The sequence below is a fragment of the Micromonospora sp. DT233 genome, assembly GCF_049841815.1.
Lineage (GTDB): Bacteria > Actinomycetota > Actinomycetes > Mycobacteriales > Micromonosporaceae > Micromonospora.
In genome coordinates, this window is sequence record NZ_JBNCLB010000014.1 from 1 (window position 1) to 23,855 (window position 23,855).

Annotated in this window: 27 protein-coding genes; 21 read left to right on the forward strand and 6 right to left on the reverse strand. The window is 73.9% G+C overall.

Annotated elements, in window-relative coordinates:
- Window positions 1-831: 831 nt before the first annotated feature.
- The 5 genes from ACLQ2V_RS23095 to ACLQ2V_RS23115 all read left to right on the forward strand — a co-directional run bounded on the left by ACLQ2V_RS23095 (window position 832) and on the right by ACLQ2V_RS23115 (window position 5,761).
- Window positions 832-1,380 (forward strand): STAS domain-containing protein, encoded by a 549-nt coding sequence (locus tag ACLQ2V_RS23095; protein WP_425720654.1) that lies wholly within the window; start codon window positions 832-834, stop codon window positions 1,378-1,380.
- Complete coding sequence (locus ACLQ2V_RS23100; protein WP_425720655.1) at window positions 1,377-2,771, forward strand: M20/M25/M40 family metallo-hydrolase; 1,395 nt, start codon at window positions 1,377-1,379, stop codon at window positions 2,769-2,771. The genes ACLQ2V_RS23095 and ACLQ2V_RS23100 overlap by 4 nt, the downstream gene beginning before the upstream one ends.
- Window positions 2,772-3,023: 252 nt before the next feature.
- The gene (locus ACLQ2V_RS23105; protein WP_425720656.1) at window positions 3,024-4,238 is read left to right on the forward strand and encodes a hypothetical protein; all 1,215 of its coding nucleotides are present in this window, start codon (window positions 3,024-3,026) and stop codon (window positions 4,236-4,238) included.
- Entirely contained in the window at window positions 4,231-4,812 is a 582-nt protein-coding gene (locus tag ACLQ2V_RS23110; RefSeq protein WP_425720657.1) for a hemerythrin domain-containing protein, read from the forward strand. Before ACLQ2V_RS23105 ends, ACLQ2V_RS23110 begins: the two co-directional genes overlap by 8 nt.
- Window positions 4,813-4,861: 49 nt before the next feature.
- Window positions 4,862-5,761, forward strand: coding sequence for an SDR family oxidoreductase (locus ACLQ2V_RS23115; RefSeq protein ID WP_425720658.1), 900 nt, complete (start codon window positions 4,862-4,864; stop codon window positions 5,759-5,761).
- 66 nt (window positions 5,762-5,827) lie between these two features.
- On the opposite strand, the gene ACLQ2V_RS23120 is transcribed toward ACLQ2V_RS23115, so the two are convergent.
- Both ACLQ2V_RS23120 and ACLQ2V_RS23125 read right to left on the reverse strand, forming a co-directional pair.
- Complete coding sequence (locus ACLQ2V_RS23120; protein WP_425720659.1) at window positions 5,828-6,532, reverse strand: GAF and ANTAR domain-containing protein; 705 nt, start codon at window positions 6,530-6,532, stop codon at window positions 5,828-5,830.
- Window positions 6,529-7,242: a GAF and ANTAR domain-containing protein gene (locus ACLQ2V_RS23125; RefSeq protein WP_425720660.1), complete on the reverse strand. Its 714-nt coding sequence runs from the start codon at window positions 7,240-7,242 to the stop codon at window positions 6,529-6,531. The genes ACLQ2V_RS23120 and ACLQ2V_RS23125 overlap by 4 nt, the downstream gene beginning before the upstream one ends.
- Window positions 7,243-7,467: 225 nt before the next feature.
- On the opposite strand from ACLQ2V_RS23125, the gene ACLQ2V_RS23130 reads away from it, so the two are divergent.
- A complete protein-coding gene (locus ACLQ2V_RS23130; RefSeq protein ID WP_425720661.1) occupies window positions 7,468-8,583 on the forward strand; it encodes an SGNH/GDSL hydrolase family protein in 1,116 nt (371 codons plus the stop codon).
- 295 nt (window positions 8,584-8,878) lie between these two features.
- Here ACLQ2V_RS23130 and ACLQ2V_RS23135 read toward each other — a convergent pair whose 3' ends face one another.
- A complete protein-coding gene (locus ACLQ2V_RS23135; RefSeq protein WP_425720662.1) occupies window positions 8,879-9,439 on the reverse strand; it encodes a hypothetical protein in 561 nt (186 codons plus the stop codon).
- An 89-nt stretch (window positions 9,440-9,528) separates the two neighbouring features.
- Between ACLQ2V_RS23135 and ACLQ2V_RS23140 the strand changes: the two genes are divergently transcribed.
- Window positions 9,529-9,777, forward strand: a complete 249-nt coding sequence (locus ACLQ2V_RS23140) for a DUF6289 family protein (protein WP_425720663.1) — start codon at window positions 9,529-9,531, stop codon at window positions 9,775-9,777.
- Between the two features lie 50 nt (window positions 9,778-9,827).
- Here the strand turns inward: ACLQ2V_RS23140 and ACLQ2V_RS23145 are convergent, their stop codons facing one another.
- Entirely contained in the window at window positions 9,828-10,682 is an 855-nt protein-coding gene (locus ACLQ2V_RS23145) for an SAM-dependent methyltransferase (RefSeq protein WP_425720664.1), read from the reverse strand.
- A 162-nt stretch (window positions 10,683-10,844) separates the two neighbouring features.
- Here ACLQ2V_RS23145 and ACLQ2V_RS23150 point away from each other — a divergent pair, with 162 nt between their 5' ends.
- Both ACLQ2V_RS23150 and ACLQ2V_RS23155 read left to right on the forward strand, forming a co-directional pair.
- Complete coding sequence (locus ACLQ2V_RS23150; protein WP_425720665.1) at window positions 10,845-11,315, forward strand: hypothetical protein; 471 nt, start codon at window positions 10,845-10,847, stop codon at window positions 11,313-11,315.
- Window positions 11,316-11,326: 11 nt separating this feature from the next.
- Window positions 11,327-11,959, forward strand: a complete 633-nt coding sequence (locus ACLQ2V_RS23155; protein ID WP_425720666.1) for a phosphatase PAP2 family protein — start codon at window positions 11,327-11,329, stop codon at window positions 11,957-11,959.
- 43 nt (window positions 11,960-12,002) lie between these two features.
- On the opposite strand, the gene ACLQ2V_RS23160 is transcribed toward ACLQ2V_RS23155, so the two are convergent.
- On the reverse strand, window positions 12,003-12,776 hold the full coding sequence (locus ACLQ2V_RS23160; RefSeq protein WP_425720667.1) for a prepilin peptidase: 774 nt from the start codon (window positions 12,774-12,776) through the stop codon (window positions 12,003-12,005).
- A 611-nt stretch (window positions 12,777-13,387) separates the two neighbouring features.
- On the opposite strand from ACLQ2V_RS23160, the gene ACLQ2V_RS23165 reads away from it, so the two are divergent.
- The 12 genes from ACLQ2V_RS23165 to ACLQ2V_RS23220 all read left to right on the forward strand — a co-directional run bounded on the left by ACLQ2V_RS23165 (window position 13,388) and on the right by ACLQ2V_RS23220 (window position 22,913).
- Window positions 13,388-13,954 (forward strand): hypothetical protein, encoded by a 567-nt coding sequence (locus ACLQ2V_RS23165; protein WP_425720668.1) that lies wholly within the window; start codon window positions 13,388-13,390, stop codon window positions 13,952-13,954.
- A gap of 17 nt (window positions 13,955-13,971) precedes the next feature.
- Complete coding sequence (locus ACLQ2V_RS23170; protein ID WP_425720802.1) at window positions 13,972-14,880, forward strand: hypothetical protein; 909 nt, start codon at window positions 13,972-13,974, stop codon at window positions 14,878-14,880.
- The gene (locus tag ACLQ2V_RS23175) at window positions 14,877-15,533 is read left to right on the forward strand and encodes an SAF domain-containing protein (RefSeq protein WP_425720669.1); all 657 of its coding nucleotides are present in this window, start codon (window positions 14,877-14,879) and stop codon (window positions 15,531-15,533) included. Before ACLQ2V_RS23170 ends, ACLQ2V_RS23175 begins: the two co-directional genes overlap by 4 nt.
- 2 nt (window positions 15,534-15,535) lie before the next feature.
- Window positions 15,536-16,336 carry a ParA family protein gene (locus ACLQ2V_RS23180; protein ID WP_425720670.1) on the forward strand — a complete coding sequence of 267 codons (801 nt, stop codon included), beginning with the start codon at window positions 15,536-15,538 and terminating at the stop codon, window positions 16,334-16,336.
- Window positions 16,326-17,960: a CpaF family protein gene (locus ACLQ2V_RS23185; RefSeq protein ID WP_425720671.1), complete on the forward strand. Its 1,635-nt coding sequence runs from the start codon at window positions 16,326-16,328 to the stop codon at window positions 17,958-17,960. The genes ACLQ2V_RS23180 and ACLQ2V_RS23185 overlap by 11 nt, the downstream gene beginning before the upstream one ends.
- Window positions 17,909-18,865 (forward strand): type II secretion system F family protein, encoded by a 957-nt coding sequence (locus ACLQ2V_RS23190; protein WP_425720803.1) that lies wholly within the window; start codon window positions 17,909-17,911, stop codon window positions 18,863-18,865. Before ACLQ2V_RS23185 ends, ACLQ2V_RS23190 begins: the two co-directional genes overlap by 52 nt.
- Window positions 18,866-18,899: 34 nt before the next feature.
- Window positions 18,900-19,769 carry a type II secretion system F family protein gene (locus tag ACLQ2V_RS23195; protein WP_425720804.1) on the forward strand — a complete coding sequence of 290 codons (870 nt, stop codon included), beginning with the start codon at window positions 18,900-18,902 and terminating at the stop codon, window positions 19,767-19,769.
- A 30-nt stretch (window positions 19,770-19,799) separates the two neighbouring features.
- A complete protein-coding gene (locus tag ACLQ2V_RS23200) occupies window positions 19,800-20,000 on the forward strand; it encodes a hypothetical protein (RefSeq protein WP_425720672.1) in 201 nt (66 codons plus the stop codon).
- Between the two features lie 281 nt (window positions 20,001-20,281).
- A complete protein-coding gene (locus tag ACLQ2V_RS23205; RefSeq protein WP_425720805.1) occupies window positions 20,282-20,632 on the forward strand; it encodes a TadE/TadG family type IV pilus assembly protein in 351 nt (116 codons plus the stop codon).
- A gap of 113 nt (window positions 20,633-20,745) precedes the next feature.
- Window positions 20,746-21,249 (forward strand): TadE/TadG family type IV pilus assembly protein, encoded by a 504-nt coding sequence (locus ACLQ2V_RS23210; RefSeq protein WP_425720806.1) that lies wholly within the window; start codon window positions 20,746-20,748, stop codon window positions 21,247-21,249.
- Window positions 21,250-21,278: 29 nt separating this feature from the next.
- Window positions 21,279-21,746 carry a pilus assembly protein TadG-related protein gene (locus ACLQ2V_RS23215; RefSeq protein WP_425720807.1) on the forward strand — a complete coding sequence of 156 codons (468 nt, stop codon included), beginning with the start codon at window positions 21,279-21,281 and terminating at the stop codon, window positions 21,744-21,746.
- A 15-nt stretch (window positions 21,747-21,761) separates the two neighbouring features.
- Window positions 21,762-22,913: a LysM peptidoglycan-binding domain-containing protein gene (locus ACLQ2V_RS23220; protein WP_425720673.1), complete on the forward strand. Its 1,152-nt coding sequence runs from the start codon at window positions 21,762-21,764 to the stop codon at window positions 22,911-22,913.
- A 55-nt stretch (window positions 22,914-22,968) separates the two neighbouring features.
- Here ACLQ2V_RS23220 and ACLQ2V_RS23225 read toward each other — a convergent pair whose 3' ends face one another.
- On the reverse strand, window positions 22,969-23,811 hold the full coding sequence (locus ACLQ2V_RS23225; RefSeq protein ID WP_425720674.1) for a DUF2231 domain-containing protein: 843 nt from the start codon (window positions 23,809-23,811) through the stop codon (window positions 22,969-22,971).
- Window positions 23,812-23,855 lie beyond the last annotated feature (44 nt).

Below are 23,855 nucleotides of genomic sequence, written 5' to 3' on the forward strand. Positions count from 1 at the left end.
AGACCGAGACAGCTATCGTTCAACCTGAGCCAACCGGCGCCAGGTAAACAACCCTCCGGCAAACCGGGGGAACCTCAGAACGGCGAACCCACGGCTGATCAGACCCGTCTGCGGCGGCGAACACCGCGTCACCCAGCTGCGGTTAGGCCACACCCACGACATTCTCGTCTGACGCGCCGGGACCGGCGCCACTCCAGCCGACCGACAGGGCGACGGCGAAGGGCATATCGGTCGAGGTCCTAACAAATGAGACTCGGGACTTGACAAGCATAGGAATCTTTAAAACGTCGGTAATCGGACTACGACGATCGTCCTGACCATGGCATTGAGCTCTTCTGATTGGGGCGCTATCTACGGATCAGAAGAGCGGGAGTCGGGACCCGAACTGCTACGGGTCCGAGTGGGCTGGTCGGGGTGGGCGGCTCTTCGCTGCGGGGAATCGCGGCGAGGTCGATCGACGCGAGGTGGACGGTGCCGCCTCTCTTCCGGGCCTCGGCCCGAAACGCCGCCAGTTCGTTCCCGGGCCTCATCCTGGCAGAGCGGCAGGGCCCGGTTGCCGGGCGCTCGGCGCTGCGGCGGCGAAGCCGCCGGCCACATAGGTCTCGAAGCGGCACTCCGAGTTCGATACCCCGAAAAGTGAAAGCCGACAGCCCCTGACTCACCTTGTTCCCAGGGCCCGCCGAGCGCGTTCGCGGAGCGCGTTCGCGGAGGGTGTACGGCCGGTTCGGCTAGGGTAGGGGTGACTCCGGGTCAAGCCATGTGCCCTCCAGTGCCCGTCTTCGCCGCAGCTCACGCCGTGGTAGACGGGCCAGTCCCAGGAGTGGAGGTGCCATGTCGACCGATGGGATTTCCCGCACTCACAAGAGCCGCCGACCCCTCGACGGCGACTACGCCTGGCCCACTGAGCCGATCATGTCGCTGGCCTTGACCTGCGACCAAGCCACCACCCTGATCACCGTCTCGGGCGAGATCGACATGAGCAACGCCCACCTGCTCACCGAGATGGTGGAGTTCGCCTGCCATCCGCCGACGCCGACGATCGCGGTCGACCTCTCCGCGGTGACGTTCTTCGGCGCGCACGGGGTGAGCGCGCTGCTGCGGGCCCAGGACGCCGTCGCCCGCGCGGAGGCCGACTTCCGCCTGCCCGACCCGGCACCCTGTGTGACGTACATCCTCGCCGCGACCGGCGTCCTGGGCCTCTTCGATCCCGACGGCGCCCTCCGCGCGCCCGAAGGTGCACTTCGCACATCCGACGGCGTCCTCCGCGCGGTCGCGCCGGCGCTCGACGGCGGTCGGAGTACGACCGGGTGGGCGGCGGGCACGGCGTTCTGCCCCCCGCGCCCCGCACCGAGCATCGAGACCCAGCGGAGGCTCGCGTGACGTCCGACATCCACGCCTACCTCGACGCGCACCGCCGCGACCTGATCGCCGAGCTCATCGGCTGGGTGCGGATCCGGTCGGTCGCGGGGCTGCCGGAGCGCGCGGTGGAGGTGCTCCGGTCGGCCAACTGGCTGGCCGGCCAGCTGCGTGACCTGGGGTTCCCGGAGGTGCAGGTCTGGAACCGGGAGGGGGCACCCGCCGTGTACGCGCAGTGGTGCGAAGCCCCCGACGCGCCCACCGTGTTGATCTACAGCCATCACGACGTCCGGGCGGCCAAGGACGAGCAGTGGGAGGAGACCCCGCCGTTCGAGCCGGCGGAGCGCGGCGGGCGGGTCTACGGCCGGGGCACCTCCGACGCCAAGGGCCAGGTACTGGCGCACCTGTGGGGCATCCGGGCGCACCTGGCGGCGACGGGGCGCAGCGCCCCGGCGGTCAACATCAAGCTGCTCGTCGAGGGCGAGGAGGAGGCCGGCTCGCCGCAGCTGTCGGAACTGCTCGACGAGCACCGACCCACGGCGGACCTGGTGCTCTTCTCCGACACGCTGCTCTGGCACCGCGAGCACCCGGCCCTCTGCCTGGGCGTGCGCGGCATGATCAGCGCCCAGATCGAGGTGTACGGGCCGCTGCGCGACGTGCACAGCGGCGCGGTCTCCGGGCCGGCGCCGAACCCGGTCGTCGAGCTGAGCAGGCTGATCGCCGCGTTGCACGACGACAAGGGCCGGGTCACCCTGCCCGGCTTCTACGACGACGTGACCGAGCCGTCGGAGCGCTTCCGGCCCGAGCTCGCCGCGCTGCCGTACAGCGACGAGGACTGGCTGGCCCGCTCGGAGACCCGCAGCGTCGGCGGGGAGGAGGGCTTCACGGTGCTCGAACGGCTCTGGGCCCGCCCCGCCGTCGAGGTGCTGACCGTCGCCGCCGGTGACCTGACCGGCGCCTCCCGCGCGGCGGTGCCCGCCGTGGCCTCCGCCAGCCTGAGCATCCGGACGGTGCCGGGGCAGCGGATCGCCGGCGTCGCGGCGCAGCTGCGCAAGTGGGTCGCCGACACCATCGGCGACCGGGTGGAATACCAGCTGACGGTCTCGGAGGAGACCGCTCAGGAGCCGTACCGGACCCCGCCGGAGCACCCGGCGGTCGCCGTGCTCGACGCGGCGATGCGCGACGGGTTCGGCCGCCCGGTGGGGCGGATGGGCAACGCCGGTGGCGGCCCCGCCGAGCTGCTGGCCCGCAAGCTCGACGCGCCGGTGCTCTTCTTCGGCACCGGCCTGCCCGAGGACCGCTGGCACGACAGCGACGAGAGCGTCGCCGTGGAGGTGCTGCTGGCCGGGGCCGCCACCCTCGCCGGGTTCTGGTCCCGGCTCGCCGAGGCGACGCCGGCCCCGGCGCGGAAGTAACCAGACCGTTGAACCGGCGCGGAAATAAGCCGACGGGCGGTAGGTGTAGGGCCCCGGACCGCGGGTAGGGAGTTGAACGGGTCAAGACAAGCGCCCGCGAAGGTCCATCCCCCACGGTTCGGGGCCATGGCCGCGGCGCTGGTCCGTGCGCTTGGCTTCCTTCGTGCCGGGCCAAGAGATCGCGACGCGCGTGTCCTTCTCCCGAGCCCTCGGGTAGGGCCTGACCATCCCCCGAGCCGAACTGGAGCAGCCGTGTTCAATCCGTTGGAACACAAGGGCATCGCCCTGCAGGACCAGATCCGTAACTGGCGGGAACTGAACGTCGAGCCGATCGACCCGGAGGCCGTGGACCCGTACACGCGGTGCCGGATCATCACGATGAACGGCATCGAGGTCGAGGCGATCAACTTCCAGCACCAGTTCGTGCGCAACTGCCCCGACCAGGAGGTCCGCCGGCAGTTGGCGTACGTGAACTACGTGGAGAGCCAGCAGCAGCGGGTGGTGAACTGGATGCTGCCGGGCCAGGCCAGCGTCCTGGAGACGACCCTGGGCTACGAGCAGGTCGCGGTGGACCTGACCGCCTGGGTGGCCCGGCACGAGCCCGACCCGTACCTGAAGCAGGCGTACGAGTTCGGCGTGCTGGAGGACTTCGACCACCTCTACCGCTACGCCAACCTCTACGAGATGGTGGAACGGCGCAAGGCCGAGAAGATCGTCGACGGGCTGACCGAGGTGATGCCGGGCCGCCCGACGGTGCAGGAGCACCGGCACCCGTTCGACGAGATCCGCACCCCGTACGACCGCAACAGCGTCGACCCCCGGTCGAAGCTGCACGCTTTGACGATTCTCTCCGCCGAGCAGCAGGTGATGTTCTACTACATGAACGTCGGCCCGCAGTACATGGAGCCGATCGCCCGCCAGCTCTACCAGGAGATCAGTCTGATCGAGCAGGAGCACGTCACCCACTACGAGTCGCTGGTCGACCCGGGTGAGACGTGGTGGGAGCGGCTGCTGACCCACGAGTACAACGAATGCTGGCTCTACTACTCGTTCCTGCAGCAGGAGAGCGACCCGCGCGTCAAGGCGGTCTGGGAGCTGCACCTGCAGATGGAGCTGGGCCACCTGCAGCAGGCCGTCGACCTGCTGCGTCGCCACGACGGCCGGGAGCCCGAGGAGATCGTGGGCAGCGCCGGGCTGCCCGAGCCGCTGACCTTCGAGCCCAACAAGGAGTACCTGCGGCACCTGCTGGCCACCCAGATCGACCTGACCAAGCTCGGCGAGGGCTACGTCCGCGACGCCCACGAGCGCTTCGAGTGGATGCAGCAGCAGTTGCACGACGGCCAGCAGCCGCCGAGCGAGCAGGTCATCGACATGCACCGGGAGCGCTTCGGCGACGAGTACCGCATCGAGACCGAGGGCCCGCACCCGGTGGAGACGCTGCGCGCCCAGGGAGGCACCCATGCCTGAGATCGCGACCCCGGCCACCCCGGGCCCCGAACTGGACGTGGTCGACCTGCTGCTGGAGCAGCACGCCCGGATCGAGCAGCTCTTCCTGCTGGTCATCGGCGGCACCGGCGAGGTGCGGCGGGATGCCTTCGACGACCTGGTCAAGCTGCTCGCCGTGCACGAGACGGCCGAGGAGGAGGTGGTCCACCCGCTGGCCCGGGACCTGCCCGGTGGCGGCGGGGACGCCATGGTCGACGAGCGGCTCGCCGAGGAGCGCCAGGCCAAGGAGACCCTGCAGACCCTCATCGCCGGTGGCGTGGACGCCGACGGCTTCGACACCGGCATCATCCTGCTCCGCGACGCCGTGCTCACCCACGCCCGCTACGAGGAACGCTACGAGTTCCCGCTGCTTCGCCAGCACGTGCCGGCGGACCGGCTGCGGGCCCTCGCCACGGCCGTAAGGGCGGCCGAGGCCACCGCACCGACCCGGCCGCACCCCAGCGCCCAGACGGCCAAGGGCAACCTCGCGGCCGGGCCCGCGCTCGCGGTCATCGACCGCGTCCGCGACGCGATGCGCAAACCCTCCGAGAGCTGACCCCGCCACCGGCGGCCCACGGAAGACCCAGGAAGGAAAGGACAGTGCCGTGAGCGGCAACCAGTACCAGGAACAGGACCCGAAGGAGCAGTACCGGGGGCCGGAGGAGCAGACCGGCGGCCAGCAGTCGGCACCCGGCACCACCGCGGCGATGCCCGACGAGCCGGATCACGGCGAGGAGAGCTACCAGGGCACCGGCCGGCTGACCGGCAAGCGGGCGGTGATCACCGGTGGTGACTCGGGCATCGGGCGGGCGGTCGCCATCGCCTTCGCCCGGGAGGGCGCGGACGTGCTGATCGCGTACCTGCCGGAGGAGGAGGACGACGCCCGGGAGACCGCGCGGCTGGTCGAGAAGGCCGGCCGCCGGGCGGTGACCGTGCCCGGCGACATCCGCGACGAGGCGCACTGCGGCGAGATCATCTCGCGCGCGGTGAGCGAGCTCGGCGGCCTGGACATCCTGGTCAACAACGCGGCGTACCAGATGTCGCAGCCGGGTGGCATCGTCGACATCACCACCGAGCAGTTCGACCGGGTCCTCAAGACCAATCTGTACGCGATGTTCTGGCTGTCGAAGGCGGCGGTGCCGCACCTGCGGCCCGGCTCCACGATCATCAACACCGCCTCGATCCAGGGTTACCAGCCCTCCCCCGACCTGCTCGACTACGCCACCACGAAGGCGGGCATCATCGCCTTCACGAAGGGCCTCGCGCAGGGCCTGGCGGAGCAGGGCATCCGCGTCAACGCGGTCGCCCCGGGGCCGATCTGGACGCCGCTGATCCCCGCCACCATGGCCGAGGAGAAGGTCGAGTCGTTCGGCAAGGACGTCCCGATGGGCCGCGCCGGGCAGCCGGCCGAGCTCGCCCCGGCGTTCGTCTTCTTCGCCTCCCAGGAGTCCAGCTACGTCACCGGTGAGGTGCTCGGCGTCACCGGCGGCAAGCCGCTCGCCTGACGGACTGTCCCGTCGACCGGCCGCCCACGCGAAAGCGTGGGCGCCCGTCGCCGTACCGGCGGGGTGTCAGGCGTGGTGGTGGCGCAGGACGGCGGCGGCGGTCTCGGTCAGCGGCGTGTCCGGCACGTTCGCCTCGACCAGCCGCCGGTAGGCCCGGTCGGCGGGGATCTGCTCCCGGTCCATCAGCAGCCCGAGGGCCCGTTGGATGAGGTCGCGGCGGTGCAGCGCACCGGCGAGGCCGGCGAGCAGCTGCTCACTGCCGGCGTCCAGCCGGGGCAGCGGCGCGGGCGACTCGTCCGCCTCCCCGTACAGGGACTCGACCCGGTGGATCAGGGGCCGCATGGCGTCGGCGTCGCGGGCATAGAGGTTCAGGGCCCCGACCAGGTTCCCGCTGCCGGCGAAGAGCGGAATGGAGAGCGACGCCCGCACGCCGTGGCTCCAGGCCACGTCGCGGAAGCCGGGCCAGACCACCGCGCCGGCCACATCGGGTACGCCGACCGTCGAGCCGGTCTCCAGGGCGGCCAGGCAGGGGCCGGCATCGTCGGCGTACTGGGCCCGGTCGACCGCCTCGGCCGTCTCGCCGCTGGCGGCCTGGGTGCGGCGGCCGTCCTCGGCGAACACGGTCACGGAGGCGAAGTCGACCGGGCCCACCAGGCTCGGGCAGAGCCGGACGATCGTGGTCAGCCGGCCGGGCAGGGCGGCCGAGTCGTCGGGCAGCTCGGCGAGGCCGAGCAGGGCGGCCGTCAGCTCACCCGTGGTCGATGCGGTCATCGGCGGACCTTCTTCATCGCCCGCGCCACCAGGGTCTCGGCGACATCCCGGACCTTGCGGTTGCTGTCCTGGCTGACCTTCGACATCAGCGCGAACGCCTCCTCCGGCGAGCAGCGCCGCTCCCCCATGATGATCCCCTTGGCCTGTTCGATCACCGCCCGGCTGCGCATCGCCTCCTGCATCTGCTCCGCCAGGGTGGTCGCGCTGTCGTAGAGGTGGGCATTGGCCAGGGCCACGGCGGCGTACGCGGCGAAGCGCTCCGCGAGGGCGATCGCGGCCGGGTCGAAGGCGTGCGGGTCGCTGCCGTAGACGTTGAGGGCACCCACCACCGCCTCCTGGATGGGCAGCCCGATCGACAGCGAGCTGCCGACCCCGGCGGCGTGGGCCCGCCCCGCCCAGATCGGCCAGCGCCGCTCGGCCGTCGTGTCCGGCACCGAGACGCTGTCGCCGCTGGCGGAGGCGTCCAGGCACGGCCCGCGCTGGTGCTCGTACTGCCACTCGTCGAGCCCACGGGCCAGCTCGCTGGTGTAGGCCACCGTCGTCCCCGCCCGCCCCCGGATCATGGTGACCGAGACGTCCCGGCTGCCGGGGACGGTCTGGCTGGCCAGTTCGGCCACCCGGCCCAACATCTCGTCGAGGCTGGACTGGTCGAGTCTGATCCGGCCGAGTTCGCTGAACGCCTCGGCGGGATCCATTGTCGGCTGCACCATCGCAGAAGTCCTTGTCAGCCGGGCGGGCCGGCGGGTCGGGGCACCTGAGCGCTCGACCACCACGGTCCCGGCCCACGGCCGGGACGTAATGGTCTTGTTCTAGCCCTACCCCGCGTACCGCGCCTCACACCCCGCCACCGCGCGGCTCGGTGTTGTGCCGTTGCACGGTGCTCGCTACAGTCGGACGATTGCATCGACGAAGGTGATTTCTTTAGGGGGTGGGCGGTGCGCTCCGTACGCGTGACAGCGGTGGTGGCGGCGGTGCTGGCCGCCGCGCTGCTCCCCGACGCCGCCGGCGCGGCCGGCGCGGCCCCCCGGTCGTCCCCGGCGCACCCCTTCTTCTCGGCGCACACCGCCGGTCGGGTCAGCGTCGCCCCGGACGCTCTGCGCTACAGCTGGCCGGGCGTCTACTTCGAGGGCCGGTTCCTCGGCACCGGGGTCGGCATGGTGCTCGACGACTCCGCCGCCGACTACGACGTCCAGATCGACGGCCGGACCGTGCAGACCCTGGTGACGCCGGGCCGGATCACCCACTGGGTGCACGGCCTGCCCGCCGGGGCGCACCGGGTCCGGCTGGTCAAGCGCTCCGAGAGCCCCTGGGCGACCAGCTCCTTCGGCGGCTTCGTGGCCGCGCCGGGCGGCCGGATCCTGCCCGCCCCCGCGCCCCGGCGGCGGCAGATCGAGTTCATCGGGGACTCGCACACCGCCGGGTACGGCAACGAGTCGACCACCCGCGACTGCACCGGCGACGAGGTCAACCGCACCACCAACGCCGACCGCAGCTTCGGCGCCGCCACCGCGCGCCGGCTGCACGCCGACTACCAGATCAACGCGTACTCCGGCCGGGGCATGGTGCGCAACTACAACGGCAGCGACCCCGGCGTCAACTACCGCACCTTCTACGACCGGGCCCTGCTCAGCGAGGCCGGTGACGTCTGGCGTCGACCGCCCACCTGGCGTCCGCAGCTCGTGGTGGTCGGCCTCGGCATCAACGACTTCTCCACCGCCGTCAACCCCGGCGAGGAGTGGACGCCGGAGAGCCTGGCGACCGCGTACCGGGCCGCCTACCACGGCTTCCTCGACAAGCTGCGGGCCCGCTACGGCAGCCGTACGGTCATCGTGGTCAGCGCCAGCGACATGGGCAACGCCGCGTTCGTCGACAGCGTCCGGCAGGTCGTCGGGGAGCGTACGCAGGCCGGCGACGACCGGCTCCGGTTCTGGCACCAGGACACCAGCGGGTGGGACCTGCTCGGCTGCCACTGGCACCCGTCGCTGCACGACCACGAGATCTTGGCCGACCAGCTCACCGACCTGATCGACACCCTGCCGCTGCGCTGGTGACTCCCGGCGCGACCCGCACTCGATTCCCCCGCAGCTCCACTGGTCGTGCCCCGCGGATCAGGCCGGCCTAGCCGAGGCGGGACATCGTCCGCTTGGTTCTTGGCCCGGTCACCCGCGCCAAGGGCGGCAGGTGCCTCCTGTTCCGGACGCTATGGAGCTGATTCGTTCACGACATCGCCCAGCCCTTCCCTCGGGTGATTCGTTTGCGACATCAGCTCCATAGCGTCCGCGAACGACTTCCCCGCCGGCCGGGGGGAAGCGGCCAAGATTCGGCGCGGGCGGGCCGGATTTTCGCTTATTGGGGGGCGGTGGGGGGTGCGTCGGCTTCGGCGGCGGGGTCGAAGAGGGAGTCCGGTGGGGCGGCGGCGACCGGGGCGGCGCGGTGCTCCGGCGGCGGGAGCTGCCGCGCCGGTTGGCGGGTGTGCAGGCGTACGCCCGCCGCGCCGCGCCGTGCGGTGACGGTGAGGGTGACCATCCGGATCGGCTCGGGTGGGGTGACGAAGCCGCGCACGCCCCATCGGACCCAGATCGGCACCCGCCCGGCCTCGGCCTCGGCGAGGAGCTTGTCGACGGTGCGTCGCCGGTCGGTGTGGTCGATCTCGATCACCACGGGTGGCGCGGCGGGGCGGGCGCAGGCGACGTCGATGACGGACTGCTGCCCGGCCATCGGCGGGGGCAGCGGCACCACGCTGGCCGCCCGCCGGTAGACCCGCCAGCCCCGCGCCGTGGCCCAGTCGGCGATGGTCTCGATGAGCAGCTCGGTCAGCCGCTCGGTGGTGAGGTCGACGAAGGTCAGGGCGGCGAGGCGCGCGGAGAGCGACTCGGCCAGCCGGGCGGCGTCGTCCGGATCGGTCATCTTTGTTGGTTCACTCCCGCCCGTCCACATGCGACTATCATTCGCGTATCCAGACCGCTCGATCGAGAGGCCCTGAGTTGAAGAGGTTCGTGCGCAATGCCGTCCTGGCCACGCTCCTGACCGTTGCGGGCACGACGGCGGTGGTGGCCAGCCCGGCCATGGCCCTGCCGTACCCGAACGACAACGAGAGCATCACCTTCGTCTACTACTCCGACGCCAGCAAGACCGTCCAGGTCGGCATGCACGTGTACGGCAACTGCCTGGAAGACTTCCAGTGGGGCGTGCGCACCTCGTACTCCACCTGGAGCCGGACGACCTGCCCGCGCGACCTGCCGTAGCGCTGACCGACGGGGTCCGGGGGACCGGACCCCATCGGCACCCGCACCGGTCAGCGCCGCACCCCGACCCCGCCGAAGCCGTGCGACACCCGGTCGCGGGGCTCGCCGTCGGGCCGCCAGTCGGCCAGCCAGGCCAGGCCCGGCTCGGCCAGGTCGTACCCGTCGAAGAAGCGCAGGATCTCCGCGCGGGTACGTGGCGTCAGCGGGGCGCTGCTGCGCTGGTAGACCGCCCGGCCCTGCTGGGCGGGCATCGGCGGGGCGCCGTCGAGCGTCAGGTGGGACAGCAGCAGCTGGCTGCCGGGGGCGGTGGCGTCGCGCAGCCGGGCGACCGCCGCGTACGGGTCGTCGGCGTCGGGCACGAAGTGCAGCACCGCCACCAGCAGCACGGCCACCGGCTGGGTGAGATCGATCGACGCGGTCACGTCGGGGTGGGCCAGCAGTTCGTCGGGGCGGCGCAGGTCACCGCGGACCACGACCGTGCGGGCCGCGTCGCCGAGCAACCGCCGGGCGTACGCGACGGCGACCTCGTCGTAGTCGACGTAGACGACGCGCGACTCGGGGGCGACCGCCTGCACGATCTCGTGCACGCTGCCCTGGGTGGGCAGCCCCGCGCCGATGTCGATGAACTGACGTACCCCCTGCTCGGCGGCGTAGCGGACGGCCCGGCGCAGGAACGCGCGGTTGGTCTGGGCGGCGACGCCGGTGTCCGGGAAGATCTCCAGCACCTGCCGGGCGGCGGCCCGGTCCGCGCCGAAGTTGTGCGAACCACCCAGGTAGTAGTCGTACATCCGGGCGACGTTCGGCCTGTTCTCGTCGCTTCCCGGGTCGGCCGGCGCGGTCGCGGCCGGCGCGGGGTCGGCCGGCGCGGTCGCGGCCGACGCGGTCGGGGTCTGCTCACTGGTCACGGGTGCCTCCACGGGGACGGTCTGCTGGGGCCCTGAATGTCTAGCACCCTGCGCGATCCCCGACTCACCCGCCGTGTCGTTGATCCGGTTGTGACCGCCGCCCGACCGGGGCGACGGTGGGGTGCCGGCCCGGCCGGTGCCACCAGGTGCGAGGAGGGCGCGATGACCCGTCAACGCAAGACCGTCGAGGTGGATCCGGTCCTGTTCCGCGCCGTGTACGACTCCCCGGCCGCGCTGCCCGGCCGGCATCGCTGGGTGACGTCCGACCACGACGTACGCCGGATCGAGAAGCTGCTCGGAATGCCGGCGGGCAGCATCGGCGCGCCGCTGTGGGTCAGCGGCGACGAGCCGGACTGCCCGAAGTGCGCCCGGCGGGTGACCTGGCTGGACATCGTCTCGTCGGCGCTGCACGGCGTGCACGACCCGGCGATGATCGCGCGGGTCATGCTCGGCGAGCGCCGGTACGTCAACACGGAGGTGCCGGCCGCGATCCCCGGCGTGTACTGCGTGGACTGTCGCACCCCGATCGACGGGCTGCGCAGCTTCAAGTGCCACAACTGGGCGTACGCCTTCGAGGCGCTGGAGGCGGTCGTGGATCGGATGACCGGCGGTGATCGGGGCGCGGACAGTTGATAAGGTGAATTGTGATTCAGGGCATTTTGTCAGACGCGCCGCAGGTCAGCGTTGATTTGTACCGCGACATCGTCGACTTCGCCGACGACACACCGGAATCGGTGCAGTGGTTCGCGGGGCACTTCACCGAGTGGTCGATCATCCTGCTCGGGCTCCTCCTGGTGGCCGCGGCCCTGCCGAAGCTCGGTGCCGGGCCGCGCAACCTGGCGCTCGCGCTGACCGCCCCGTTCGCGGTCGTCCTCGCGTACGGCGGGAGCGAGCTGCTCAAGACGGTGGTGGACCAGGACCGGCCCTGCCGCGTCCCCACCGAGCTGGTGATCATCGCCGAGCAGTGCCCGCCCGTCGGCGACTGGTCCTTCCCGAGCAACCACTCGACGATCGCGGGCGCGCTGGCCGTGGCCGTCCTGCTGCTCTCCCCCCGGCTCGCCTGGTTCGCGATCCCCGTCGGCGCCCTGTCGGCGTTCTCCCGCACCTTCGTCGGGGTGCACTACCCGCACGACGTGATCGCCGGCTTCCTCCTCGGCGCGCTGGTAGTGGCCGTCGTCGCCCCGCTGCTGGCCCGCCCGGTCGCGCAGGTGCTGCGTCGCCGCCGGGACCGCCGGGTCGACCACCCGGTCCCCGACACCGCCCGCCGGGGCCGCTGACCGGCTCGCTCAGCGGGTTCAGTGGCCGGCCCGCTCAGCGGGTTCAGTGGGCGGTGAGGAGCAGGGTGGCGACCGTGCCGAGCGCCAGGAACGGGCCGAACGGCAGGTGACCGGACCAGCGCACCCGCCCGGCCAGCAGCAGCGCCAGGCTGGTCAGCGCGGAGAGCGTGAACGTCACGAACATCCCGAGCACGAGGACCGGCCAGCCGTACCAGCCGAGCAGCGCCCCCGCACCGAGCGCCAGCTTGGCGTCGCCGAGGCCGAAGCCGCGCCGCCCGAGCAGCAGGGTGGTGGTGGCGAAGCAGAGCGCCAGGCCCACCCCGGCGACCGCCGCCCGCAGCCACGGTGCCGGGCCCGCCCCGGTCAGCGCCGCGACCCCGAGCAGCGCCGCGAGGCCGGCGGCGGCCGGCCAGGTGAGCCGGTCGGGCAGCCGGTGCACGGCGGCGTCGACGAAGACCAGCGGCACCGCCCAGCCGAGCCACCAGGCCAGGGCCGCCAGCTCGGCCGGGGAGCCGCCCACGACGACCAGCGCCGCGAGCGCCGCGAGCACGGCGGCCTCGACCGCGCCGGGCGGGGCGCCGATCCGTGACCGGCAGGCCGGGCAGCGCGCCGCCGGGCCGAGCGCCGGCCAGGGCCGGTCGAGCGCCAGCGCCGCGCCGCAGGCCGGGCAGCCCGTGCGGTCCGGCTCCCCCGCCGGTACGGCGTACCGGGCGACGGCGAGGCGGAGCACCGGGGCGACGGCCAGCACGGCCGACAGCCGCGCCCACCCCCGCCGACGCGGCCCGGCGGTGGCCGGGCGGGGGCGGTCGACGGTCATGCCCGGTCCTGCGGGACGGGGCGGCCACGGGGTCGGCGCGGACACTGTGAGTCACGCTCACCTGACCCCGGTGTAGCGGATGGCGCGGAATCGGACCCCGGGCGGGCCCGCCCCCGCCCCGGCCGCGCACCCTGCGGGTCGGCCGGCCCACGGGCCCCGGCGACCGCCGCCCGGGGCTGGTGTTTCGGGCCGAACGCCCCGGATCGGGCCGGTGCGCCGACCGAACGGACGACGAGTTCCACGCCGACGGCGCACCTGACGGTCGAGGTGGCGGCCGGCACCATACACCCGGAGCGGAATGCCCGCCCGTGCAGACCGGCTTTCCCACCCACCATTCCCGGCACCGCCCCCCATCACCGAGAGTATTAGCGCAAATTGCCCCTGTCGCATCGGCAGGTGTCAGCTTATGCTCGCCCCTTGGGTAGGACACAACCCCGGCAAAGGCGTCGGCGGCAGCACGAGGACATTGGTTCACGGCTTTACGAAGATCAGCGAAGGCACATACCGCGGTGGCGCGAGGTGGGACCCGGAGGACGTCGGACGGCCGCGTCGCCGTAAGCCCGGTGGCGGTCGACGCCGCCCACCCGGGCCGCCAGCAGGGAGGCGCGGCGTTGCGTACACGGCACCCCGGCCGAAGGACGATCCTCCTGGTCGCGGCCCTGACGACCGGCCTGGTCACCGCCTGCGGGACGCAACCCACGCCCACCACGGAACCCCTGCCGGCGACCCGGAAGGCGGCTCCCACGCATTCGGCGGTCGAGGAGCAGGCCGCCCGTAAAGCGGCACTCACCGCCTATGCCGGATATCTCGCGGCGTCCCGGACGGCGAGTCGGCGCGGCGATCCGCACCACCCGGAGCTGACCCGGTTCCTGGCAGATCCCCTGCTCACCCGGGTTCGACTGGCAATTCGCGACGCGAAGGAGCACGGTGCCATGCGTACCGGAAAGCTCGTCTCCGATCCCACCGTCACCTCCGTGAGCCTGGACGGCGTCCCGGCGACCGTGGAGATCCAGGACTGCGTGGACGCCAGCGGCTACCGGCTGGTCTACACGAAGACCAAGAAGGTGGTCCCCGGCTCCGGCGGCGGACGCCACCTGGCCACGGCGACGGCCACCCGGTACCCGAAGGACCGCTGGCTGATCAGCGTCGCCGTCGCGCACGAGGACCAGCCGTGCTGACCCGCGGCGTACGGCTGATGGCCGGGGTCGGCCTGGCCCTCGTGCTCGTGGTCGCGGCCGGCCCGCCCACCACGGGCGTCGCGGCGGCGGCCCGGGAGGGCGGGGTCGAGTGCCCCATCGGCCAGAACGACTGCAACATCTGGGACGACGACCCGGGCACCCCGGGCGGCGGCGGCAACCCCGGCGGTGGGGACGGCGGAGACGACGGCGGCGGGGGCGGTGACGCGCCGGCCGGCAAGTGCCAGTGGGAGGGCAAGGTCCTGCCCTGCTACGACGACGTCCTCGGCTGGTTCAACAACGGCAACGGCTGCTACTACAAGCTGGAGGAGCCGCAGCGCGAAGGCACCCCCGAGGGCAAGCAGTGGTACCTGGTCACCTGCCACGGCGACCTGGGCAGCCAGCAGCCCGAGCTGTTGGACGCCGCGCCGCCCGGCTTCGGCACGCCGCCCGACCCGGAGGAACTGGCCCGGCGGGCGCTCGCCTCGATCTCGCTGCTGCCGCCCCGGGCCTCGGTGGCCCCGCGCAAGAGCAAGGGCCCCGGCCTGGTCGGCCTGCCCGTCTGGATGTGGGCCAGCCCGGGGGAGGGCTACTTCGGCCCGCTGAAGGCCTCCGCCTCGGACCGGGGCCTGACGGTGACCATCACCGCGAAGGTGAACGAGATCGTCTGGACCATGGGCAACGGCGACAAGGTCAGCTGCGCCGGCCCCGGCACCCCGTACGCGGCCGGCGGCCGGCACGCCGGTCAGCCCTCCCCGGACTGCGGCTACCCCGACGGCTACCCCAAGTCCGGCACGTACCGGGTCAGCGCCACCACCTTCTGGAACGTGCACTGGGAAGGCGGGGGCGAGAGCGGCGACATCCCCCAGACCCGGACCAGCGGGACCGTGCAGATCGAAATCGACGAACTTCAGGTGGTAACCCGGTGAGCCTCGCGACGCGCAACGACATGGGCCCGGTGGACGCCCCCATCGCCCCGCCCAAGGTGCTCCGGCAGCGCCGGGTCCGCCCCGGGCTGCTCGGCCTCGCGGTGCTGCTGATCGCCCTCGGCGGCCTCGGCGCGGCGTTCGCGGTCACCTCCGTCCGGGCCACCGGCACCTACCTGGCGGTCGCCCGGCCGGTGGAGGTGGGCCGCACCCTCAGCGCCGACGACCTGATCACCGTGCAGGTGGCCGGCGGGCAGGGGCTGCGGCCGGTGCCGGCGACGCAGCTCGACGAGGTCGTGGGCCGGCGGGCGGCCGTCTCGCTGGCCCCGGGCACCCTGCTCACCCCCGCCCAGCTCACCGACGACCCGCTGCTCGGCCCCGGTCAGCAGCAGCTCTCGCTCGACCTCGACCCGGGTCAGGTGCCGGCGAAGCGGCTGCACCCCGGCGACCGGGTGCTGCTGGTCAGCACCCCCAGCCGCAACGCCAACGGGCAGAGCTCCGGCAGCACCCGCTTCGAGGCCACCGTCATCGACACGTCCACCCCGAGCACCAGCAGCGTCGTGCTCTACGTGGCGCTCACCGCCCGGGACGTTCCGGCCGTGGTGGCGCTGGCCGCCCAGGATCGGATCGCGGTCGTGCTGACCAAGGCGGCCTGAGCATGGCCATCGTCGCCCTGGTCTCGGCCAAGGGTTCGCCCGGCGTGACCACCGCCGCGCTGGCCTGCGCCCTGAGCTGGCACCGCCGGCTGGTGCTCGCCGAGTGCGACCCGTCCGGCGGGTCGGTCCTCGCCGGCTACCTCGGCGGGGCGCTGGACGGCCCCCGGGGCATCGGCGAGCTCGCCGTCGGCGAGCTGCGCGACGGCAGCATGGACTCGACGTTCTGGTCGCAGCTGGTGGACCTGGACGCGCCCCGCCGGGAGCGGCTGCTGCTGCCCGGCGTGGTGGATCCGGCGCAGGCCGGCAGCGTCACCCCGCTCTGGCGACGGTTCGCCGACTTCTTCGTCGACCTGGAACGCGGCAAGCCCTCGTACGACGTGCTCGTCGACTGCGGGCGGCTCCAGGTGGCCGGGCCGCCGTGGCCGATCCTGCGGGCCGCCGCGGTGGTCCTCGTGGTCACCCGCGCGCGGCTGCCCGACCTCTCCGCCGCCCGATCCATGATCGGTGCGATCCAGCGGGACTTCACCGACCATCGGGTGCCGCCGGGCACCCTGCACCTGCTGCCGGTCGGCGACGGTCACCGCCCCGGCGAGATCAGCAAGGCGTTGGGGCTGCCGGTGATCGCCCGGCTGCCCGACGATCCGCGTACCGCGCAGGTGCTGACCCTCGGCGGGACCGTGCGGGCCGGGCGGCCGCTCATGCGCGCGGCCGCCGGCCTGGAGGCACCCGTGCGGGCGCTGCTGGAACACCGCCGCGCCCGGCTGGCCTGGCCGGTGAACCGGGGGGTGCCGGATGCGGTTTGAGCCGGTCTCCCACGACCCCCGGGCACCCCGGCAGCCGAACGCGACCTCCATCGCCCCGCCGCTGCCGCCGAACGGGCGACCGCGCCCGCACCCGGCGGCACCGCCGGCGGGTGGTGCGCCGCCGCCGGCCCGCGTCGCCCCACCGCCGGCCGGCGACTACCCACCCCCGGCCGGTGTCGCCCCGCCGCCCGACGCCCCGGCGGCGGAGCCCGCCGCTGCCCCGCCGAAGCCCCGGATCGACTTCGCCGTGGTGCGGGAGCTGCGCCGGGAGCTGACCGAGCGGCTCACGCTCTGGCAGCGCGGCCGGGAGTTCGACGCCGAGGCCGAGGACGTGGAGCGGGCCCGGCTCGCCGTCGCGGTGGTCGCCGAGTACGCCGACGCGATCCGCCGGGCCGGCACCCCGATGCCGGCCGGCGAGGAGCGGATGCTGCTCGAACACGTCACCGCCGAGCTGGTCGGCCTGGGGCGGCTCCAGACGCTGCTGGTCGACGACACCATCGAGGAGGTGCACATCCTCGGCTGCGACCAGGTGCGCATCACCCGGCACGGCGGCGGGGTCGACTGGGCCGACCCGATCGCCGACAGCGACGACGAGCTGGTGGAGATCCTGCAGGCGGCGGCCCGCCGGGCGGGGGCGACCGAGCGTTCCCTCTCCACCTCGAAGCCCACCCTGGACCTGCAACTGCCCGACGGCAGCCGACTGGCCGCCGTGTTCCTGGTCAGCCACCGCCCGTACGCGGTGATCCGCAAGCACAACACCCTCGAGGTGAGCCTCGACGACCTCGCCGGTGCCCGCCCCGACCTGGACGAGATGATCGACCCGCTGCTGCGCGACTTCCTGCGGGCGTCCATGCGGGCCGGGCTGAACATCATGGTCGCCGGGCTGGCCGGCGCGGGGAAGACCACCGTCATCCGGGCGCTGATGGACGAGATCCCGGCCGACGAGCCGTACGTGCTGCTGGAGGAGAGCCGCGAGCTGCTGCCCGCCCGCCGGGGGCAGAAGCACCGGGCGGTGATGAGCTTCGAGGCCCGGGAGGGCCACGGCGAGCGCGGGCTCGACGGCCGCCCGGCCGGCGAGGTGAGCATCGCCGACCTGATCCCGGTGTCGCTGCGGATGGGGGTGCTGCGGATCATCGTCGGCGAGGTGCGGTCCCGGGAGATCGTGCCGATGCTCCAGGCGATGACGACCAGCCGGGGTTCGATGTGCACCATCCACGCCCGCAGCCCCGGCGGGGTGGGCGAGCGGATCGTCGAGCTGGCCCTCTCCCACGGCCGGGAGATGACGGTGGACCAGGCCCGCCGGATGGCCGGCAACGCCCTCGACCTGATCGTCTACGTCACCGTCGAGGACGAGACCGCGATCGGCGGCCGCAAGTACCGCTTCGTCTCCCACGTGGAGGAGGTGATCGGGGTCGGTGAGGCCGGCCGGATCGTCACCACCACCGTCTTCGGCCCGGGGCCGGACGGCCGGGCCATCCCCCGTCACCTGCCGGAACGCGTCCGCGACCAGTTGCTCCGGGTGGGGTACGACGCCCGCCTGCTGGGCCGGTGGATCGAGGCCCGCGCCGGGGCCTGGCAACGGCCCCGGCACACCCGGCTCGGCGCGCGGCAGGTGGCCCGGTGACGGCCAACATCGAACTCGTCGCCGTGGTCTCCGGCGCGGCCTGCGTGGCGGGCCTGGTGCTGGCCGTGGTGGCGTTGGTCGGCACCACCCGGCCCCGGGGCCCGGCGCCGGGCGTCGGCGCCGGCCGGGGGCTGCGCCGGCTCTGGCTCGGCGCCGGCACCAGCGCCCGCGAGCAGCGCAACCACCAGGTGCTGCTCGGCTGCGCGGTCTTCGCCGGGGCGGTGGCGTTCCTGCTCACCGGGCTGCCGGTGGTCGGCCTGCTGGTCGCCGTGGCGGTGCCCGGCACGCCGTGGCTGTTCGGGGTCGGCCGGGCCGAGCAGCGGGCCATCGCCCGCATCGAGGCCGTCGGGGAGTGGACCCGCCGGCTCAAGGACGTCTCCTCCACCGGCCAGGGCCTCCAGCAGGCCATCCAGGGCACCATCGCGACCGCCCCGGAGCAGATCGCCGAGGAGGTACGGCTGCTGGCCGCCCGGCTCCAGGCCGGTTGGCAGGCCCGGTCGGCCCTGCTGGCGTTCGCCGACGAGATCGGCGACCCGGTCTGCGACCAGGTGGTGGCGGCGCTGATCCTGCACCTGAGCGACCGGGGCGAGCGGCTCGGCGACGTGCTGGGCGCGATCGCAGCGGCCGCCGGGGCCGAGGTGGCCACCCGCCGGGAGATCGAGGCCAAACGGACCCAGCCGCGCTTCGCGGTCCGGTTCCTCACCGGGATGACCCTGGTGACGCTGGCGTACGGGCTGGTCAACACCGAGTACATCCGCCCGTACGGCACGCCGGTGGGGCAGCTCGTGATGGCCGTGCTCGGCGCGGCGTTCGTCGGGCTGCTGGTCTGGGTGCGAGCCCTGAGCCAGCCGCCCCGGCCGGCGCGCTTCCTGCCCGCCCCCGAGCCGACGGGGGCGATCGGATGAGCGCGCGCAACGGGCCCGCGAGGGGGCCCCGATGATCCTCAACTGGCAGCTCACCCTCGCCGTCTGCGGCGGCGCGGCGGTGGGTCTGGGGCTGTTCCTGGTGCTCCGGGAGGCGCTGCCGGCCGCCCCGGCGCTCGGCCCCGCCCTGCGCCGGCTGCACCAGCCGGCGGGCACCGGCCGGGCCGTGCCGGGCGGCGGGTCGGGCCCGGAGTGGATCGGCGGGTTCGCCCGCTGGCTGCGCCCGCCGCACCAGCAGCTCGCCCTGCTCGGCCGCACCCCCGAGCAGTACGCCCTCTCCCTGCTGCTCTCCGCGCTGATCGGGCTGGCCACCCCGACCGTGGTCGGCGCGATCCTCTTCCTCGGCGGAATCTCCGTGCCGGTGGCGGTGCCGCTGCTGGGCAGCCTGGTGATGGCGGCGGCCGCCGCGCTGGTCGCCCACCGCAACGTGCTGACCCGCGCGGACGCCGCCCGCGACGAGTTCCGCCAGGCGGTCTGCACCTACCTGGACCTGGTGGCGTTGCAGCTCTCCGCCGCGCACGGCCCGGTGCAGGCCCTGGAGCGGGCCGCGACGGTCTGCGACGGCTGGGTCTTCGACCGGATCCGGGAGGCGCTGCGGATCGCCCAGATGCAGATGCACTCGCCCTGGGACGAGCTGCGGGAGCTGGCCGACAAGATCGGCATTCCGGAGCTGGGTGACGTCGGGGCGATCATGCGCGCCTCGGGCAGCGAGGGCGCGCAGGTGCACGAGACCCTGCGCAGCCGGGCGGACTCGCTGCGCGACCAGATCCGCACCGACAACCTGGCCCGCGCCGAGGCGGTCACCAGCCGGCTGGACATCCCCGGTTCGCTGCTGGTCTTCGTGTTGCTCGGCTTCGCCGTCTATCCGTTCCTCGCCCGGTTATGAATCCCCTCTCCGATCCACAAGGAGCACGTCATGCACCTCATCGCCTATCTGCACGTAGCGTTGACGAGGCGACTGGCCGAGTTGCGCCGCGACGGCGAGCGCGGCGACAGCCCGGTGCCGACCGCTGTGATCATCTTCGGCCTGGTCGCGGTCGCGATGGCGGTCACCGCCATCGCCCTGACCAAGGCCAACGACTGGATGAACGCCATCCCCAGCCACAGCTCGCCGTAGTGGCGCCCCGCCCGGCGCAGGCGAACCGGAGCCGATCGGCACCCGCCGACCGGCCCGCCACCCTGCGCGGGACGGGCCGGCGCCACGACGGCGTACGGCGGCCGGCCGGCGCGGCCCGGCGGCGACCGCGCGACGAGGCCCGGAAGCGGCGGGCGCCGACCCCGGCGCGGGGCTGGTTCGGCCGCCGACTCGGGCAGCTCGGCCGACTCAGCCGGCTCGGCCGACTCGGTCAGCTCGGCCGGGTCGGCCGGTGGCCGGCGGGCGACCGGGGCGCGAACCCGGTGGAGCTGGCCGTGGTGATGCCGGCGATCCTGGTGCTGCTCTTCGCCTCGATCCAGGCCGCCGTCTGGTTCGTGGCCCGCGCCACGGCGCTGAACGCCGCCCAGAGCGCGGTCAACGCCCAGCGCGTCCACCAGGCCCCGGACGGGGCCGGGGAGGCGCGGGCGGTCGCCTTCCTCACCGCGGCGGGCGACTGGCTGGTCGGCTGGGACAGCCCGGGGCCGCAGTGCGTGGCCGACGCCACCGAGGTGGTCTGCACGGTGACCGGCACCTCCCTGTCGGTCATCCCGCTGGTCAGCTTCCCCGTGCGGCAGACCGCCCACGGCACGGTCGAACGCTGGACGACGGGGTGAGCGGCATGCGCGGGCACCACCCGCCGGGCGGCGACCGACGCCCCCGGTTCCTGCGGACGGTTCGGGACGCCGTGCGCCGCCGACGACTCCGCAACGGCCCGCCGGCCGGCGCCGTGCGGGACCAGCCCCGCGTACGCGGGGCCGGCGCGGGGCCGGCAGGGGTGGAACGGGGCTCGGTGGCCATCGAGGTGGCCGTGCTCGCCCCGGCGTTCATCGCGCTGATCGTGCTGGCCGGGGTGGCCGGGCGGACCGCCATCGCCCAGGAGGCGGTCGAGTCGGCGGCGCACGACGCGGCCCGCGCCGCCTCCATCTCCCGCGACGCCGGCACGGCCCGGACGCAGGCACTGACCGCCGCCCGCAGCCAGCTCGACTGGCAGCGGGCGCACTGCGCCACCCCGCCGGCGCTGACGTTCAGCGGCACGGTCGGCGGGGCGGCGGCCAGCTTCGACGAGGCGTTCACGGGCGATCTCGGCGAGGCCGCCGCCGTGACGGTGCGGGTGGAGTGCACGGTCTCCTTCACCGACATCGAGCTGTCGCTGTTGCCGGCGATGCCGGCCACCCGGACGATCTCGGCCAGCTTCACCTCCCCGCTGGACCGCTACCGGAGCCGGTCGTGACGGCCCGCCCGGTGTCGGCGGCCGGTCCGGTGCCGGGCGCGCGTCGCCGCCCGGTCCAGACCACGGCGTGGCCGGGCACCCGGACACGCGACGACGGCCGGGTCAGTCTCTTCCTGGCGGCCGGCATGATCGGCGTACTCGTGATCATCGGGCTGGCCTTCGACGGCGCCGGCCAGCTGCGGTCCCTGCAACGGGCCGACAACCTGGCTGCCGAGGCGGCCCGCACCGGTGGCCAGTCCATCGACCGGGCCACCGCCATCGAGGGCGGCCCCAAGGTGATCGACCAGGCGGCGGCCACGGCCGCCGTGCGCAGCTACCTCGCCGCCGCCGGGGCGACGGATTCCTCCGTCGAGTTCCCGGTCGTCGGCGGGGAGACCCTCGTCCGGGTGCGCGTCACGGTCACCTACGAGCGGTACCTGCTCGGCTTCTTCGGCTTCGGCAACACCGTCACCGTCTCCGGTGAGGCCACCGCGCGGGCCCTCACCGAGGGCCCGTAGGAAGGGAAGGCACCCATGGCCGCACCGGGCCGCTCCGCCGCACGACGGACCGGACAGGTCCTCACCGGATTAGGCGCGCTGGTCGTGCTGATCGCGGTGCTGGTCGGGGGGCCGGTGGCGCTGATCGCGTTCGCCGGCAACCCGCTGCCCGACCACATACCCACCTTCGCCGAGATCGGCACCGCCCTGACCAGCCGGGACGACGGGCAGCTCTTCCTGCGGGCGCTGGCCCTGGTCGGCTGGTTCGGCTGGGCCACCTTCGCCTTCTCGGTGCTGGTGGAGCTCGGCGCGCAGACGCTGCGTCGGCCGGCGCCCCGGCTGCCCGGGATCAGCCGGCAGCAGCGGGCCGCGGCGGCGCTGGTCGGGTCGGTGGCCCTGATCATCGCGGCGAGCCCGGCCGCCGCCAGCGCGGCGACGGTGCTGGCCGGCCCGTACCCGAGCCTGGCCCAACCGGCCGCCGCCGTCGCGGCCCCGGCCGCGCGTCCGGTCACCGTGGCGCTGCCGAACGGCGCGCAGCCGACGACGATGGTCACCAGGGCGGCCAACCTGCCGCAGGAGGACGACCCGGCGGTGTACCGGGTGGCGAAGGGCGACTACCTGGGCGAGGTCGCCGAGCGCTACCTGGACGACTTCGACCGGTACCAGGACGTGGCGAAGCTGAACCGGTTGCCCGACCCCGACCGCATCCACCCGGGGCAGCTCATCCGGCTCCCCGGGGGCGCCGACGACGACGGCGCCCGCCGGCACGCCACCGGCCGACTGGTGGCCATGCCCGGCACGCCCTCCCCCGACGCCCCGGCCGCTCCCAGGCCGCCGGCCGCCCCGGCCAAGCCGCCGGCCGCCGAGACGCCCCCGCCCCCGGCGGCGACCCCGCCCGCGCCGCAGGTCACCCGCCCGGCCCCGGCACCGTCGGCCAGCCAGCAGTCGTCCCGCAGCCAGCAGGTCGGTCAGCCGACCACCGGGCAGCAGCCGGCGATGGCCGCCGGCGCCGCCCGCGCCGGTGACGACGACCAGGTGAACCGGCCGCTCGCGGTCTCGGCGGTGCTGGCCGTGGCCAGCATCGTCGGGGCGCAGATCGGCGCGCTCCTCGGGCTGCGTCGCCGACCCGTCGCGGCCCGGCCCGGCGGCGGGCGGTCGCTGATCTCCGGCCGGCACCGCCGGGACTGACCGCCGCCGGCCCCGAGCCGGTCGCGCCGCCCTGAGCCGGACGACAACCGCCGGCTCAGGGCAGCCGGGTCTGCAACACCCCGTCGACGATCCGGGTCGGCAGGATCTGCTGATCGTTCGCGGACGGGCCCTGCACGACCTCGCCGCCGTTGAGCCGGAACGCGCTGCCGTGCCACGGACAGACCACGCAGGCGTGCCCGTCGATCTCGCTGACCTCGCCCTCGCTGAGCGGGCCGCTCTGGTGCGGGCAGCGCTCCAGCATCACGGTGACCTCGTCGCCGTGCCGGTAGAGGATCACCGAGACGTCGTCGTCGACCTCCCGGGTGATCAGCTTCCGCTGCGGCAGCGTGGCCAGGTCCGCCAGCGGGTGCCAGCCGTCGCTGATCCGGTGCAGCTCGGAGATGCTCTGGTTGACCTGCGCGCCCTGCTTGTAGGCCAGGTGCCCGCCGAGGTACGCCCCCGCGCTCGCCGCGGTCAGCCCCAGGTACGCCAGCGCGCGCCCGGTCCCGTGCCGCCCGCGCAACCGGGCCGCCAGCGAGCCCGCGTAGAGCGCCAGGCCCACCGTGTTCGAGGCGGCGTGCACCAGGCCGACGCGGCGCTGGTCCCGGGACAGGGCGGCCCAGTCGTTGAGCCCGGCGACGGCCGCCGGGAGGGCGGCGACGGTGCCGACCCCGACCAGCGTGGTGGCCGCCCGGCGCTGGCCGGGCATCAGGTCCAGCACGGCGGCGCTGATCCAGGCCCCGACCGGCACCTGCACCATCGCCGGGTGCAACGGGTGCCCGAGGAAGACGCCGTGCAGCAGGTCACGGACCCGTCGCGGGCGGATGGTGGAGAGCACGGCGCGTTGCAACCGGTCGCCGACCCGGTCCAGCCCCGACGCCTGTTCGAGTTTCGTCATGAGTTCCCGCACGCCGTACGACTTCCCGGCAGGAGCGGCCCCAA